This is a genomic window from Lysinibacillus sp. RC46, assembly GCF_041262385.1.
Lineage (GTDB): Bacteria > Bacillota > Bacilli > Bacillales_A > Planococcaceae > Lysinibacillus.
This window is the reverse complement of sequence record NZ_JBGCCF010000006.1, coordinates 117,669-133,249: the sequence shown is the minus strand read 5'-3', so window position 1 is coordinate 133,249 and position 15,581 is coordinate 117,669. Positions and strand designations below refer to the sequence as shown.

General features: G+C 35.3%; 15 protein-coding genes. 10 read left to right on the top strand and 5 right to left on the bottom strand.

Features of this window, described 5'->3' with window-relative positions:
- Positions 1-23: 23 nt before the first annotated feature.
- Positions 24-1,121, bottom strand: a complete 1,098-nt coding sequence (locus ABH966_RS07660; protein ID WP_370077291.1) for an ABC transporter ATP-binding protein — start codon at positions 1,119-1,121, stop codon at positions 24-26.
- An 84-nt stretch (positions 1,122-1,205) separates the two neighbouring features.
- On the bottom strand, positions 1,206-2,111 hold the full coding sequence (locus tag ABH966_RS07655) for a PucR family transcriptional regulator (protein ID WP_370077289.1): 906 nt from the start codon (positions 2,109-2,111) through the stop codon (positions 1,206-1,208).
- Positions 2,112-2,491: 380 nt separating this feature from the next.
- Here ABH966_RS07655 and ABH966_RS07650 point away from each other — a divergent pair, with 380 nt between their 5' ends.
- The 4 genes from ABH966_RS07650 to ABH966_RS07635 all read left to right on the top strand — a co-directional run bounded on the left by ABH966_RS07650 (position 2,492) and on the right by ABH966_RS07635 (position 6,345).
- The gene (locus tag ABH966_RS07650) at positions 2,492-3,193 is read left to right on the top strand and encodes a class I SAM-dependent methyltransferase (RefSeq protein ID WP_370077287.1); all 702 of its coding nucleotides are present in this window, start codon (positions 2,492-2,494) and stop codon (positions 3,191-3,193) included.
- A gap of 21 nt (positions 3,194-3,214) precedes the next feature.
- The gene (locus ABH966_RS07645) at positions 3,215-3,718 is read left to right on the top strand and encodes a GrpB family protein (protein WP_370077357.1); all 504 of its coding nucleotides are present in this window, start codon (positions 3,215-3,217) and stop codon (positions 3,716-3,718) included.
- Between the two features lie 265 nt (positions 3,719-3,983).
- Positions 3,984-5,432: a MocR-like pyridoxine biosynthesis transcription factor PdxR gene (gene pdxR / locus ABH966_RS07640; protein WP_370077285.1), complete on the top strand. Its 1,449-nt coding sequence runs from the start codon at positions 3,984-3,986 to the stop codon at positions 5,430-5,432.
- Between the two features lie 4 nt (positions 5,433-5,436).
- Complete coding sequence (locus ABH966_RS07635) at positions 5,437-6,345, top strand: D-alanine--D-alanine ligase (RefSeq protein WP_370077283.1); 909 nt, start codon at positions 5,437-5,439, stop codon at positions 6,343-6,345.
- A gap of 196 nt (positions 6,346-6,541) precedes the next feature.
- Here ABH966_RS07635 and ABH966_RS07630 read toward each other — a convergent pair whose 3' ends face one another.
- Positions 6,542-7,381: a YitT family protein gene (locus tag ABH966_RS07630; protein WP_370077281.1), complete on the bottom strand. Its 840-nt coding sequence runs from the start codon at positions 7,379-7,381 to the stop codon at positions 6,542-6,544.
- A 317-nt stretch (positions 7,382-7,698) separates the two neighbouring features.
- Here ABH966_RS07630 and ABH966_RS07625 point away from each other — a divergent pair, with 317 nt between their 5' ends.
- The 3 genes from ABH966_RS07625 (at position 7,699) to ABH966_RS07615 (ending at position 9,235) form a co-directional block, all read left to right on the top strand.
- On the top strand, positions 7,699-8,337 hold the full coding sequence (locus ABH966_RS07625) for a DUF2975 domain-containing protein (protein ID WP_370077279.1): 639 nt from the start codon (positions 7,699-7,701) through the stop codon (positions 8,335-8,337).
- 12 nt (positions 8,338-8,349) lie between these two features.
- Positions 8,350-8,571 carry a helix-turn-helix domain-containing protein gene (locus tag ABH966_RS07620; protein WP_370077277.1) on the top strand — a complete coding sequence of 74 codons (222 nt, stop codon included), beginning with the start codon at positions 8,350-8,352 and terminating at the stop codon, positions 8,569-8,571.
- 100 nt (positions 8,572-8,671) lie between these two features.
- A complete protein-coding gene (locus ABH966_RS07615; protein ID WP_370077275.1) occupies positions 8,672-9,235 on the top strand; it encodes a cupin domain-containing protein in 564 nt (187 codons plus the stop codon).
- A gap of 64 nt (positions 9,236-9,299) precedes the next feature.
- On the opposite strand, the gene ABH966_RS07610 is transcribed toward ABH966_RS07615, so the two are convergent.
- Both ABH966_RS07610 and ABH966_RS07605 read right to left on the bottom strand, forming a co-directional pair.
- Positions 9,300-10,766 (bottom strand): serine hydrolase domain-containing protein, encoded by a 1,467-nt coding sequence (locus tag ABH966_RS07610; protein WP_370077273.1) that lies wholly within the window; start codon positions 10,764-10,766, stop codon positions 9,300-9,302.
- 275 nt (positions 10,767-11,041) lie between these two features.
- Entirely contained in the window at positions 11,042-12,769 is a 1,728-nt protein-coding gene (locus ABH966_RS07605; protein ID WP_370077271.1) for an SgrR family transcriptional regulator, read from the bottom strand.
- A 101-nt stretch (positions 12,770-12,870) separates the two neighbouring features.
- Here ABH966_RS07605 and ABH966_RS07600 point away from each other — a divergent pair, with 101 nt between their 5' ends.
- The 3 genes from ABH966_RS07600 to ABH966_RS07590 all read left to right on the top strand — a co-directional run bounded on the left by ABH966_RS07600 (position 12,871) and on the right by ABH966_RS07590 (position 15,432).
- The gene (locus ABH966_RS07600) at positions 12,871-14,151 is read left to right on the top strand and encodes an MDR family MFS transporter (protein WP_370077269.1); all 1,281 of its coding nucleotides are present in this window, start codon (positions 12,871-12,873) and stop codon (positions 14,149-14,151) included.
- A 167-nt stretch (positions 14,152-14,318) separates the two neighbouring features.
- Positions 14,319-14,822 carry an O-methyltransferase gene (locus ABH966_RS07595; RefSeq protein WP_370077267.1) on the top strand — a complete coding sequence of 168 codons (504 nt, stop codon included), beginning with the start codon at positions 14,319-14,321 and terminating at the stop codon, positions 14,820-14,822.
- A gap of 85 nt (positions 14,823-14,907) precedes the next feature.
- A complete protein-coding gene (locus ABH966_RS07590; RefSeq protein ID WP_370077265.1) occupies positions 14,908-15,432 on the top strand; it encodes a GNAT family N-acetyltransferase in 525 nt (174 codons plus the stop codon).
- The last annotated feature ends 149 nt before the right edge of the window (positions 15,433-15,581 follow it).

The window sequence follows — 15,581 nt, the reverse complement described above, 5'->3', positions numbered from 1 at the left end:
AGCATCCGCCAGAGGCTTTAACCTTAACGAATGCGTTTCTCTGTTTCTAAGTCAAAGAAATGAACGCGTGACATGTCAAATAGTAGATGTGCGACCTGACCTTGTGTAATTTTTGTATCGGAGTTCACCCGCGCGATATAAGGCTGACCATTTAATTGTGCATGTAGCATCAGCTCAGCACCTGTTAATTCTGATACTTCAATATTTGCGTCAATTGCTGTGAAGAACGGTTCGGGATTTACGGAAGATTTTTCATAAATATGCTCTGGTCGAATGCCAAGAAACAGTTCTTTTTGTAAATAACCTCGTTCTTTTAATAATTTACTTTTTTCTGCTGGAATAGTTAGTGTAATATCATCAATCTGAATCCCGTTTTCTTGGAATACTCCTTTAAAGAAGTTCATTGATGGTGAGCCGATAAAGCCACCAACAAATTTGTTCTCTGGTGTTCCATATACTTCTTCAGGTGTCCCGATTTGTTGAACTATACCATCCTTCATTACAACGAGACGAGTGGCCATTGTCATCGCTTCTGTCTGATCGTGTGTTACATAAATAGTAGTCGTTTTTAATCGTTGGTGAAGCTTTGTAATTTCAGCGCGCATTTGTACGCGAAGCTTTGCATCTAAATTGGACAGAGGCTCGTCCATTAAGAAAATATTTGCATCGCGGACGATTGCTCGACCGAGTGCTACACGTTGACGCTGCCCACCTGATAGAGCTTTCGGCTTGCGATCTAAATACTTTTCTAAATCGAGAATTGCAGCTGCATTGTGGACACGCTCTTTTATTTCCTGCTTAGAAAACTTGCGAAGCTTTAAGCCAAATGCCATATTATCGTATACTGTCATATGCGGATATAGTGCGTAGTTTTGGAAAACCATCGCGATATCTCGATCCTTAGAAGGTACATTGTTCATTTTCTTGCCATCTATTAAAAAATCACCAGACGAAATTTCCTCTAAGCCGGCAATCATTCGTAATGTTGTCGATTTCCCACAACCGGAAGGCCCAACAAGTGCAATAAACTCCCGATCTTGAACCGCTAAATTAAAGTCAGATACAGCTGTTACACCGCCATCATATGTTTTAATAATATTTTTAAGTATGATTTTTTCCATGTTTATAGCCCCTTTGTTTGTTTTTTTAAGTGTATAAAAAATGTAGGGGAAAACTAAATATTTAAAATGCATAATTTTCAGTCATTATTTTTGTGCATTTTGTAATTTTGATCGAAGAAAGCTAGCAATATAGACGAGTATAGCGCCGTCTAGATTTTTTGTAGAAATATTTGTTGTTTCTTGAAATTTTGCTAAACGGTAATTAAGAGTATTTCGATGAATATGTAGTTTTTTTGATGTCAAAGAAATATTTAAACCACATTCGTAAAATGTCTTGACTGTGTCAAGCAACTCCATATCAGACTGCAAAGGTATTAAAATTTGTTCCTCTATAAATTTCAATATGGAAGTAGGCATTTGTTGCGTTAATAAAATAGGGAATATCGTTTCAAATGAATAAAATTGTTCAGCATTTTTATAATGTAAGCATTCCTCGAACCATTGAGCTTCTCGTTGGAACTTACTTGGGAATTGCTTATTTATTTCATAAGCTTCGCCTTGATACAAATGAATTTGAACGAAAAAATCTGTTTCAATTGTGCGAATAAGTGCAATGAAATCTTCCTTTTTATTAATCGAACTATCCATAGCCTCAATTAATAGAAAGCGATTTGTTGCAACCTGAAGTACTACCGTATCTTGCTGGAAAAAGTTCAAAGTAGCTTCTTTTAATTCTTCAGCAGGAGGATTATCATTTAAAAAGATGAGCTGAATAACGCGAGCTTTGCTATATGATAGCCTAGATGGTATGTCACCGTTCAAATATAAAAATTCATACCAGATTTCCGATGGTTGAGATATTGTGGAAGTGATCTCAGTATAAAAAATAGTGAGCCATTGGTAGTCACGCTGTGAAATCTCTTGCTTGGAAACAGAAAACCATTCATTTGCTTGTTGATGGTAGAAATAAAAAAAGTCATACATTAACTCAGTTGGCTTTGTTCGATAATGACGGTAAGTAGAAAACAATGCTTTGAGATTTAAGTTCATTAGATAACTCCTTCCTTTGATATTCTGTAACCAAATATGAATTGCTCCCTTACAAGCAGACAGTGGAAATAATAAACAGATTTTAAGCGGTTTGAGCCATGTAGTCCAATGGCTTAAGCCGTTTAGCTCTTTTTTGGAATGTTCTTATTTTTGTTGTTGACGTGCGGTGGAGACATTTACGATAAGCAGTGTGAGAAATGCTAGCCATTTCAGTGTAACATTTTGTATTTCAATGAACATTAAGAAGTGTCAAAACTAATAGAAGGAGAGATAGTTATCTATATTCGGAAGAAAGATTGATAACATTCTTGGAGGAATATACCATATAATAAAGAGATAGAATATTTAGTTTTTAGATAGATGCAAATTGGAGGCGTAAAATGCTAATCAAATCAAATGAACAATTGCTAGTTGTATTAGATAATTTATTACGTGAACCGCAGGGATTTTGGGATGGATTTTATGATCAAATATTTAAAAAGGTACCTTTTTTTGTTAATAAACCTGATGAAAATCTAGTAAGCTATTTTGAAAAAAAGGTGATTCAGCCAGATAAAGTTTTAGAGTTAGGCTGTGGAGCTGGACGAAATGCCATTTACTTAGCAAAACAAGGCTGTTCAGTTGTTGGTGTCGACTTATCGGATCATGCATTGCAATGGGCGCAAAAAAGGGTTGATGAAGCAGACGTAAATGTAGATTTCATTTGCGCTAATATTTTTGAACTGAATCTACAAGAAGAGAGCTTTGATTTTATTTATGATTCAGGTTGTTTTCATCATATAGCACCTCATCGTCGTGTGACGTATATTGAATTGATTCATAAATTATTAAAGCCTAATGGTTACTTCGCTTTATGCTCATTTGAGGAACATGGTGCATATGGCGGTTCAGCCATCTCAGATGAAGAAGTATATATAAAACGTAGCTTAGAAGGAGGATTAGGGTATACCAAAAATCAACTAAAAGAAATATTTCAATCATTAGAAGAAATTGAAATACGGAAGATGATAGCCCTATCTGATGAAGATCAATATTTCGGTCTAGAAGGATTTTTAGTAGGTTTATTTAAAAAGAATCCATGAGGAGGTAAGCTTGTACGGAAAATTAAAGTTCAGCTTTCCGAATATAATCCACATTGGGAGCAACAATATGCATTTGAACAAAACGAAATTGGAAAAGCTTTAGGTGATAGTGCTATTCGTATTGAGCATATTGGAAGTACATCGATAAAGGGACTAAAAGCGAAACCGATTATTGATATTCTTGTTGGTGTTCGGAGTTTAGATGAAGTGCCGAGCTTCATAGACGCTTTAAGTAAAATTGACTATGAATATGTACCGAAACTACAGTTTAAGGATAGAAGATTTTTTAGAAAGGGATTGTGGGGGCAGGGAACAATCCATTTACATATTTGTGAATATAACGGTAATGAATGGGCTGAAAAATTACTTTTCCGTGATTATCTTAGATCACATCCACAAGCAGCAAATGAATATGCGGTATTAAAAAATCAATTAGCGTCTAAATATCAATTTGATCGATCGACATATACAAAGGAAAAAGAGCCGTTTATCCAAATGATTCTTCAAAAGGCTAAGATGTTGTGAATAAAAGGCTTTGAGATTAGGTCCTTCCAATTATTCCTGGGAAATAATTGTGATTAATTGCTTAAAGAACGGGATGATAGAAAGGACTTCAAAATGTATTTTTATCCTCAATTATAATTAGCCTATAATAGGTGCAATTCTTCATTTTGAAGGATTGCATTTTTTACGAGCTAGAAATCGTACCACAAGGAAGGAAAAATCCCTATACTGTGGACCTTTTGAGTTGGATACAGTTATGTGAAAATAAAGCAAGGGGGTACAGGAAGTGTTTAATGATTTTAAGCTTAACGATGATCGTCCGGTTTATATTCAATTAAAAGATTATTTGAAAGAAAAGATTGTGAAGGGACACTTGCTGGAGCATCAAAAGCTTCCATCTACCCGTGAACTTAGTAAATTATTATCGATCAGTAGAAATACGGTACTGAATGCATATGCAGATTTAGAGCAAGAGGGCATGATCTATGCTGTGAAAGGAAAAGGTAATTTTGTAGGGAAAGTCGAAACGTTGAAAGCTTCATCTGTCGAATTTAATTGGAAGGAGAGGCTAAATAACGTTACTTTGTTAGCTGATGAATTAGATTTAATGAAGCAAGATATTCATGGAGAAAAAGGGATGATTTCCTTCAATAGTGTTGCCCCTGAAGAAAAGCTTTTTGATGTTGAAAATTTTAAAAGAGCCTTTTTGACCCGTATGTCCCTTGAAGGAGATGTCGTGTTGAATTACGGATACGCAAAAGGCTATAAACCTTTAATCGAGTACCTTCTTCACTATATGGAAATGAAGGGTGTAGATATTTCCAATAAAGATATTTTAATTACGAATGGCTTTACCGAGGGCTTGGATATTTTATTATCTTCTTTAAGTAAAAAATCCGGACGTGTTATTTGCGAAAACCCTACTCACCATGCGGCATTAAAGCTTTTTCGCTTACACGGATTTGACATCCACGGAATCGACATGAAGGATGATGGTATCGATATTGAACAAGTTAAGAAAAGCTTATCGGAAAAGGAATTTGATTTTGCTTACTTAATCCCGTCCTATCATAATCCGACAGGTATTGTGACATCTTCTGAAAAAAGAGCTGAAATTATTAGGCTTTTTTCGCAATATCAAATTCCGATTGTGGAGGATGGCTTTAATGAGGAATTACGTTATTCAGGCTCGCATTTAGCACCGCTAATGACTTTTATCGGTGAGGGCAACAATGTTATTTATATTAGTAGCTTTTCTAAAATTCTTTTTCCGGGCTTACGTGTGGGATGGATATTAGCTGATAAGGAACTCATCCACTGTCTGGAAAGTATGAAAAGAGCACGTACTATTCATACATCGACATTAGATCAGGCTGTGCTTTATCAATATTTACAGGATGGTTATTTTGAAAAATTTTTAAAAAAGGCAAAGTTCGTATATAAGAAAAAATATGAATTAGCCCGTCAAGCTTGCCATCAATACATTCCTTTTAAAAGACTGACAGGAGATGGTGGACTTCATCTCTTTATTGAGCTAGAAAAAGGAATGGATGCTCGTACACTATTGAAGAAGTGCTATCAAAGGGGAGTTGTTTTTTATCCTGGAGACGTTTTTTATAGCAATGGCGAAGGCAGTAACACATTTCGATTAGGATTTTCTCGGCTAAAAGAAGAGGATATTGTGCGTGGCATTAAGATTATTGGTGATACTTTGAAAAATGAAATAGGGAGTTGAACATATGAAAGTTGGCGTTATTATGGGGGGCGTTTCCTCAGAAAAGCAGGTCTCTATCATGACAGGGGAAGAAATGATCGCTCATTTAGATAAGAGTAAATACGAAGTGGTAGCTATTGCACTAAATGAAAATAACACGTCAGAGCTTATTGAAAAGGTGAGAGATTTTGATGTTGCTTTAATAGCATTACATGGTAAATTTGGAGAGGATGGTACGATTCAAGGTGTACTAGAGGCTATGGGCGTTAAGTATACGGGTAGTGGTATACTTTCAAGTAGTATGTGTATGGATAAAAATATTTCGAAAAAAATTCTACGTTATGAAGGCATTGAAACACCGGATTGGCTCCATCATTCGAATATCGAGGAGCTTCAGTTTGATGAATTAGATAAGATGGGCTATCCGTTAGTAGTTAAACCTAATTCGGGTGGCTCCAGTGTAGGGGTAAAAATAGTTAATGATAAAGATGCTTTACTCACCTCGGTTGAGGAAGTATTCAAATGGGATCCTGAAATCATTATTGAAAAATATATAGAAGGTGAAGAAATAACATGCTCCATTTTAAACGGGGAGCTATTACCGATTATTTCAATTCGCCATACAGCGCAGTTCTTTGACTATAAAGCGAAATATGAGGATGCCACTACGATAGAGGAAGTTGTAGAACTTCCACCTGCCATACATGAACGTGTTGCTGAAGCCGCAAAAGCCTGCTATAGCGCATTAAAGTGTAGTGTTTATGCCAGAATCGATATGATGATCAAGGATGGAATCCCATACGTCATGGAGGTTAACACATTGCCAGGGATGACAAAAAACAGCCTACTCCCAAAAAGCGCATCCTCGGCCGGAATTACTTATACGCAACTTTTAGATAGGATTATTGAAATTTCCTTACAGGTTGAGGAATAAAGGCTTCATCGCCGAAATTTTAGATGCATTTGTAAAACGTATACTATGTATATAAGTTGATTGGAGTAGAGGCTGGGCGACTCCGTAGGGATTAGTATGAATAGTGAAAGATTGTTCAATAGAAAAAACACCTCTATGTTGATTTTTAAAGGGATAATCCCCATTTTCAACAAAAGGTGTTTTCTTAGTTTCTTAATTACGCCTTAGATAATTCAATAAATCCATGTCCAAAAACATCTCGTACATCATGAATAGCAATAAAAGCATCCGTGTCTATTTCTTTGACAATTTTCTTTAACTTCACAACTTCCTGTTTACTAATAACAATGTACAGAATCTCTTTTTGTTCCTTCGTGTAATAGCCATGGCCTGATAGAACTGTCACGCCTCGATTCATAAAACCACTCACATGACTGGCAATCTCTTCTGGCTTATTCGAAATAATCGTAACTGCCTTTTTCGGGTTTACACCTTCAATAACAAACTCCATCACCTTTGTTCCGACATAAAGCATAATGACAGTAAGCATTAATGCTTCTGCTCCGATAATAAAGTAAGATGAAAAAGCTACAATTAAATCAAAAAACAATAAACCGTAACTAATACTCCAGCCTAAATATTTGTTCGTCATTCTAGCTAAGATTGTTGACCCTGCTGTTGTTCCACCAACTCTTATAATTAAGCCTATACCAACTCCAGCAAACACCCCGCCAAAAATAGCATTCACAATAATTTCATTTGAAGAAATCGACCACGATTCTGTTAAATGTAAAAACAGTGAATGAAGGGATACTGCAATAATCGTATAAATAGTCATTTGCCTACTTAAAAACTTATAGCCAACTACTAATAAAGCTGCGTTTAGCGCAAAGCTCACAATACTTGGCGACCATCCAAACAAATAATAGGCGATGATTGTTAAACCTGTTACGCCACCTTCACCTAAATCATTAGGTATAACAAATAAGTTTACAGCCAGTGCAAAAAGCATCGCCCCGATTGCAATCATTAAAAAATCCATAATGAACTTCTTCATATATACACCACCAAAACAAATTGATTTTTTCCTAAATACATACTATATCAAGTTCCAGACATTTCATATACTTTTTGGAATGTTCGTTTATGATAAATCTTATTCATGTTAGTATGTCCTTTATTGGAGAAAAAGTCGAATTGAAAAAAATAGTTCATGAAGCTGTTATTAAACATCGATGTGAAATCAGCTTATAATATATACTATATCCGAGCTTTAAGTATCTACAAAACGGAGGTGTGAAATAATATATCCTACAATAATTGGGGGAAGGAATATAAATAAAGAACAAATAATAAGGAGTGTTAGAGGCAGTTATGGATCAATCGTTAGCAATTCGTAATATTAAAATGAGTTTGAGAATATTAAATATATTATTAATAGCTACTATAGTAATCATTGCATCATGTATCTTATTACTCTTTGGGTTATTAGTTGTAGCTTTAACAGTCTCTGGTGAGAAGATTAATAAACTAGTTTTAGATTCTAACATTGACATTTCTTTTAAATTTAATGGATTAACTGTTTTTTTTAATAAAGATATAATGAGTAATTTTGTTTATGATAAAAGTGAAACAATCGTATTAATTTTACTCTCGATGATCTTTACTTTGATTGTTATGTCAATTTTTATTTTATTATGGAAATTTGTTAAATCAGTCATTGTTGGGGATGTATTTACTCTTAGAAATAGTAAAAGAATAGAGCTAGTAGCATATAGTTTATTAATTTTAAGTTTTTTAAGTAATACGGTTCAAGCATATATAGTTTCAACATTATTACATATGTTTTTAAACAATAATGAATTAGACAATATTGAATGGATTCAATCCGTTTCTTTTAGATTTTTTGATATAAATTGGAGCATACTACTATGTAGTTTTATAGTTTGGACAATTGGTAGGATATTTAGATATGGCTCTTTTTTACAAGAAGAGTATGATGCAACAGTATAGGAAGTGAAGAAATTGACGATTATCGTAAGATTGGATCGTGTATTAGCTGATAGAAAAATGCAATTAAGTGAGCTTGCAGAAGCAGTAGACATATCGATTGTCAATTTATCGAATTTAAAAACGGGGAAGGTAAAGGCAATACGTTTTTCAACGTTAAATGCAATTTGTAAAGTATTGAATTGTCAACCGGGGGATATTTTAGAGTATGCTGAGGATGAGGATACCTTTGAGTAAATAAATTTTTAAGTTGTACTATAGGATGGAAATACGTATAAGTACATTTCTAGAACAAGTCGCATAGGATAACCTTATAATGTGTGAGGGGATTGAGAAAATGTACTACATTCCTTATTACGGAAACATGCCTATGTATAGCTATAGAGATCAGCTTGTTTATTGGACACCTCCTTATCAGGTAGGGTATGCGAACAGTGCTGAACCTTCTCGTTTTTCCAATGGTGGAAGTATTGTATTAAAAGATTATGGACCTCAGCCACTTGTCATCAATCTTAAAGATGCAGCTAAGCAAAACGATACGTATCGTACTACTCTGTGGACGGGAAAGAACTCACAGATTACTTTAATGAGTATTAATGTTGGTGATAATATTGGCTTGGAAATACACCCAAATGTTGATCAAATTTTATATATTGAACAGGGTGAGGGATTTGCTCAAATGGGCCCTAGTAAAAACAATTTAAATTATGAAAGAAAAGTCTACGAAAATTATGCCGTAGTAGTGCCTGCTGGAACGTGGCATAACGTCACGAATATAGGGAATGTGCCATTAAAGCTTTATTCAATATACGCTCCTCCTAACCATCCATTTGGTACGGTACATGTTACGAAAGCAGACGCTATGGCCTCGGAAGCAGGCTACGGTCAAGGGAATGAATAATCAATTTTAGATATGAAGCTTTTTCCTTGATAATACAAGCATAACTAAAAAAGACAACTCCTACTTAGAGAAGTTGTCTTTTTTGTCGTCGTTTAAATGCAATATAGATAGATAATAAGCCATTCAATGTTAAAAGGGTAACCAGTGCTATGGCCAAAAATGCAATATCGGGAGCAAAATATCTAATAGTGTGCCAAGGTGTTCCTGTATTATAGCTTAATAATGGAATGGAGATAATGGCCAAAACTAAAAGTATAAAACCGAATATACCCGACACTCTTCCTTTATTAGTTTTAACCTTTAATAGAAGATAAATAAACATCACAAAAAGTAAACATAATATAGCAATTGTTATGACTTGAAATGTAGGTTTATATTTAGGTGTGTCAACGGGCTCTTTCCCATTTAAAATATTAATAATCCCTTCTTTCAAGTAAAGAAGTGATTTTTCCTCTAATATATGACTTTTGTTAGTGAGAATTACCCCGCCCCAATCAGTTTCTGGTAGATAAAATACTTCTGAGCGTGCGTCAGGATTTGAACCAGAATGCCATATCATTTCTTCTTTGGATTCTGGATATGAGATTCGTACACCAAGGCCGTAATATCGATATTTACTAGTTTGAACAAATGGCGATATATAAAGGTTCAACGCATTTTTACTTAAAAAATCGTTATGCTCATGGTGACTAAGTAGCTTAATGTACTGCACCATATCTGTTGCACTTGCCGTTATATATCCGTAGGGTGTCCCTCCATTATCAAATGTGACTGTGCTTTTGACAGGGTGACCAAGCCATGATTGATAGCCAGATAAGTATCCTTTTTCATAGGCCATGCTACTATTAGCGGCTGCACTTTTCATCCCTAATGGAGAAAAAACTTGTTCCTCCATATATTCAGAAAATGGTAGATTGGTCACTTCTTCGATGAGAGCTCCAAGAATAGAAAAGTTAGCATTACTATACTGATGTTTTTCTCCAGGAGCAGCAGTCAGCTTCACATTCGATAAACTTTCTGCATTTTCCTTTATAGCACTTAAATCTTTAGATTCTTTGTCCGATATAGCTAAGCCAGAATAAGTGCTTATCCCACTTGTTTGCGTAAGTAACTGTTTAATCGTTATTTGAGAAGAGGCTTGTTTATCTTTTAGGGTAAACCATGGCATATACTTTTGAACTGGATCATCTAATTGAATAATGCCTGCATCAACCAATCTCATGATGGCTAAACCTGTTAATGATTTACTAATAGAACCAACTACAAATGGAGTTTCAGCAGTTACCTTTTCTTCGGATTCTCCCGTTACGCCCCACGATTTAGAATGAAAAATATCATTTTTATGAACAATAGCAATAGATGCCCCTGGAATTCGCTGCTCTTCTAAAAAGTTTTCAACATACTTATTTATAGTACGCTTAATGTCTTGTTCCCCAGAATCTGCAGAGATTTGTGAGACTGGTTGAAATAGATAGAATGGAATAAATAATAAACATACTACTATTGTTTTATATACAGAGATTTTTTTCATTGTTGTTTTCACCTATTCCCCCGAAAATTTTTCCTTCATAATTTCATAGTCACGACCTTTAATCTATTAAGTAAATTTCAAAAAAATATGGCTCATTACCAAACGCGTGGTTGATTTCCGTTCCGACTGAGCGCTTTTCTGGGGCGTCCAATGAGCCGCTTCGCTCACATTACGTATTAACAAATTCCGTTCCTAATTTTTAGTGATTATCCAAAAATATACACTTCTTTAAAGTATATGATATTTGTTGTGAATACTATTCGGGAGAATTTAAACTACTTAATCCAAAGCTTTCGAAAATCTACGAAGCCGAACGAATCAAATTGGATATCCTTAATCATAGGATGGAAGATACGGCTTTTAATAGGATGATTTAAATATAAAAATAAATTCTCTTGTCGTATATAACATTCAACCTCGTTAATCCAACATTCTCTTGTCTGCCAATCCGTTGCTTGCTTTATTTTTTCAAAATAGACATTCAAATTTTCTAAGTGAGCATTAGATAAAAAACGATTAAAAATAAGTGCTTTATTTAAAAATGCACCTAAAAAAGATAAGTGATGATCCATCGAAGCAACTTCACCCATCATTAATAAATCGGCTTCTTCAAGAGAAGGATCGTAGTAATCTGATATTGAGTAGACTTTAACATCTAAGTGAAGACCGAATTTACGAGCTTCTTGTTTGACCCACTCGGCTTCCTCAACACAGTTTTGTTTGTCCAGCGTATATACAGTTATTAATTCTCCTTGATATCCGGCCTCTTCTAGTAAAGATTGAACGCGCTGAATATCCTTTGTTTGGTGCTTAGATTTCCAAAAGAAATAGCTGGACGCTTCTTGAAGATTACTTCGACCTAAATCCTTCCACAATTTCCGTACATCCATAAGATGATAAATAGCCTCTCGAAACGCAGCATTATGAACAATAGTATTGCGTTTGAAATTAAATGACAAAAAGCGAAATCCCACTTCAATGTCTTGTTTATGTTGGTAAGTTGTAATCGTTTCATTGTGATTTTGCACTTCATACATAGCAGAGTGAGTTGTTTCAATTGGTACCCGATAAATTTCAATCTCATCTAATATTGGTCTAGTAAGAAAGTAATTGTCGAACGCTTGGAGGACGAGTAAGTTATCCGTCCGTTTTTTAATTTGAAAAGGACCTGTTCCTATCCACTTATTTTCGTCGAATGGCTCATTGACAGGCAATATAACGAGATTGTGGAAGCTCAGAAATCTAGGGAAAAGTGCATTTGGTTTAAAAAGCTTAAAGCGAATTGTAAAAGGAGAAAGACACTCTATTTGGTCTATATCTTCCACAAGCCAAGAATGTGGTGAAGAACTTGTTTTAAAACGATCAAGCGTATAGCGCACATCTTCACTTGTTAATAAGTGCTGATTATGAAAGCGGACTCCTTTTCTTAAGTAAAAAGTCCATGTTTTCCCTTCATTGTCACTTTCCCAGTTGTGTGCTATGTGAGGGATTACTGTGTCTTGTTCTTGATTATAGGTTACGAGTGTATCTCCTAGTTGATAAATAATAAAGGTCTCAAAGGTAATAGAGGTATGTAATGGATCCAGTGTCGTTAATTCTCTAGTTCGAGCAGTTCGTAACACGTCCCTTGGTTGCCCGGATGATTGAATGCCGAATAAACTTTGAATTTCTTGCGATACATTGGCGATCCAAGTTTTTGGAATAGGCAATTGCAATAGTAAAATAACTTCCTCCAATTGATCGCGTTGAACTAGCTGTTTTACGGCATCCTCAATTTCTTGTTGAAAGGGTTTATAAAACACAATTTGTGAAGGATTTCCTCTACCTTTACCCGGAGCATAGATTAGTTTGCCTGCCTCTCCGAACTGTTTTAGCCTACGTTTAACACTTTTTTGTGTACAAAACCATAAGCTCTCCAATTCATAAAGTTTGCATTCAGCAGTCTGTTGTTCTTCTCTAGGATATAAAAAAGCCCTCATCTGGAAATAAGAATAATTCTTCATCATCAATCTCTCCTTATCCACTTAAAAGGGGACATTTATGATTGGATTATACCCTTTTTTTCCACTATTGAACAAAGCATAATGAGCTGGGGGTGGAAGTAATGTTCAAAAATTTACATCGTAACATTCAAATAAGAATTTATACATCTTTTATGAGCCGAGTTGTTGGTTCAATGGTTTTTCCATTCATGGCTATTTATTTTACAAAAGAGCTGAATGCTATCTATGCAGGAATTCTTCTTTTAATCCAATTGATTGTTCAATTTATCGCAAGTTTATATGGGGGTTACTTAGCTGACTCAATAGGCAGGAAAAAAATGATGGTCATTGGTGAATGGATGAAAGTCCTAGCATTTGCGGGGATGATTGTTGCCAATTCACCAGCCTTTACATCTGCTTGGGTAACTTTTTTAATGCTGTTAGTAATGAGTATATCTACTGGCTTTATTAACCCTGCTGCTGAAGCAATGCTGATTGATGTCAGCACAAAAGAAAACAGGGCTTTAATGTACTCCATCAATTACTGGGCTGTAAACTTATCCATGATGCTTGGATTAATTATTGGCGGTTGGTTTTTCCAAACGCACTTTTTTCAACTGTTAATCTCATTGCTGATTATTTCCTTTGTAACATTGTGGATGACGAAGTCGTTGATCCAAGAAACTTTCAGTGTCACAGCTGGTGAGGAAAAAAGAAGTGAAGATTCCTATGGCATAAGATCTATTATACAAAGCTATCGCACTGTTATTACCAATGTGCCCTTTGTGTTATTTACGCTCGGAGGTATTGCTATTCTTTCAATTGAATTTCAACGTAACAATTTCATTGCAATAAGATTGGAAAAGGAATTTCTTACACGGGTTGTGACATTATTAGGGGATTTAAATATTACACTGGACGGTGTAAAGCTTTTAAGTCTATTAACAGTGGAGAATACATTGATAATTGTGTTGTTTACAGTAGTTTTCACAAAATGGATTAAAGGAAAATCGGTTCAAAAAGTTATGTATTTTGGATTTTTATTATTCGGGTTAGGCTATTCAATTCTTGCCTTTTCAAATAATTTAACGCTTTTATTTATTGGTGTTGTTGTGCTTTCAGTCGGAGAGTTAATGTATGTACCTACAAGGCAATCCTTGCTGGCGGAAATTGTAGATGATTCCCGTCGAGGTGCTTATATGGCTTTTAATGGATTTGTCTTTCAAATAGGCAAAATATTTGGTGTTCTCGGGATCATGGTAGGAGAAGTATTGAACGGAATTGGAATTGGGATTGTCTGTGTACTTTTCGCTTTTCTTGGCATGTTCTTTTCTCGATGGGCCCTGATGAAGCGTGATAGTAAGCGTAAAGTAATTCTAACTACTAAAGTAATTTCGAGGTGAAGGTATATGAAGACAAAGAAATGGAATGAGATAGATCATTATTTTAGCACTAAACTTCATAGTTCTGATGATGTTATGGATTCAGTATTATAAGCGAATTTAGAAGCGGATTTGCCTGCTTTGATGTAGCTCCGAACCAAGGTAAGCTGTTGTACGTGCTTGCTAAAATGAAGGGAGCAAAAAACATTTTAGAAATCGGAACCCTTGGCGGATACAGTAGCATTTGGCTAGGGAGAGCATTACCCGATGATGGACATCTAATAACACTTGAATTTGATGCAAAGCACGCAAAAGTAGCTGAAGAGAACATAAAAAGGGCCGGTTTAGAAAAGAAAATTAAAGTAATGGTGGGACCTGCACTGGAAATATTACCGACCCTAAAAGAAAAGGGCTTTACTTATTTTGATTTTATGTTTATCGATGCAGATAAACAAAACAATCCCCATTATTTGAAATGGATGATAGAACTTTCAAGACCAGGGACAGTTATTATTGGGGATAATGTAGTTCGTCAAGGACATGTTATTGACGACGACAGTGAGGATTTAAATGTTCAGGGAATTCGTCAATTTATAGATTTATTATCTGAGGAATCACAGATAGATGCTACAGCCATTCAAACAGTTGGGAGCAAAGGATATGATGGTTTTGTTTTGAGGGTTGTGAAGTAAGAAGCTATACTCATAAATAACTGTGAGCGGGAATCAACCATACGCTATGGTGATGAGCCCAATTTTATGATGGAGGATAATATGAATGAACTTTAAACTATTCGAAGATGAAATTGAAGATTTAGTGGAATTATTAACTCAAAACAAGTGGATTTATCATACCGACCAAAATCTAAAAGAGGAATCCGTTCGAAAAGCATTTGCAGAAGGATACTATCACAGCGATCGCGAGACGCATTGGATAATTGATAATGAAGAAAAGGTCGGGATTATTACAATTCATGACATAAGCGATACGATCCCGTTATTCGATATCCGTTTAGATACGCGTTATAGAGGAAGAGGATACGGAGTAAAAACACTTCTTTGGTTACAAGATTACCTGTTTGGAGAAAAAGGTAAGATTCGTATCGAGGGTTATACGAGAGTTGATAATATTGGTATGAGGAAATGTTTTGCGAAAGCTAGTTTTGTAAAAGAGGGCTATTTAAGAAATGCTTGGGGAAATGCAGATGGTACTGTAACAGATAGTATCGTTTATGGTGCAATCAAAGATGATTGGATTTTAGGTAGCACAACGCCCATTAAAATCGATGACATACCATTTTAAAACTATAGGTTTGTTTTATCTGCGCGAAAGCGAAGCGACAGCGGCAAGTGTTTTATCTGTGCGAAAGCGAAGCGTCAGCAACAAATGTTTTCTGTAGCGAAAGCAAAGCGTCAGCTACAAAGCGCCCAGTCGGAACGGAAATCAACCAC

Coding starts and splice junctions, on each gene's coding strand:
- ABH966_RS07660 (WP_370077291.1), bottom strand. CDS start 1,121: ATGGAAAAAATCATACTTAAAAATATTATTAAAACATATGATGGCGGT.
- ABH966_RS07655 (WP_370077289.1), bottom strand. CDS start 2,111: ATGAACTTAAATCTCAAAGCATTGTTTTCTACTTACCGTCATTATCGA.
- ABH966_RS07650 (WP_370077287.1), top strand. CDS start 2,492: ATGCTAATCAAATCAAATGAACAATTGCTAGTTGTATTAGATAATTTA.
- ABH966_RS07635 (WP_370077283.1), top strand. CDS start 5,437: ATGAAAGTTGGCGTTATTATGGGGGGCGTTTCCTCAGAAAAGCAGGTC.
- ABH966_RS07630 (WP_370077281.1), bottom strand. CDS start 7,381: ATGAAGAAGTTCATTATGGATTTTTTAATGATTGCAATCGGGGCGATG.
- ABH966_RS07625 (WP_370077279.1), top strand. CDS start 7,699: ATGGATCAATCGTTAGCAATTCGTAATATTAAAATGAGTTTGAGAATA.
- ABH966_RS07615 (WP_370077275.1), top strand. CDS start 8,672: ATGTACTACATTCCTTATTACGGAAACATGCCTATGTATAGCTATAGA.
- ABH966_RS07610 (WP_370077273.1), bottom strand. CDS start 10,766: ATGAAAAAAATCTCTGTATATAAAACAATAGTAGTATGTTTATTATTT.
- ABH966_RS07605 (WP_370077271.1), bottom strand. CDS start 12,769: ATGAAGAATTATTCTTATTTCCAGATGAGGGCTTTTTTATATCCTAGA.
- ABH966_RS07600 (WP_370077269.1), top strand. CDS start 12,871: ATGTTCAAAAATTTACATCGTAACATTCAAATAAGAATTTATACATCT.
- ABH966_RS07595 (WP_370077267.1), top strand. CDS start 14,319: ATGAAGGGAGCAAAAAACATTTTAGAAATCGGAACCCTTGGCGGATAC.
- ABH966_RS07590 (WP_370077265.1), top strand. CDS start 14,908: ATGAACTTTAAACTATTCGAAGATGAAATTGAAGATTTAGTGGAATTA.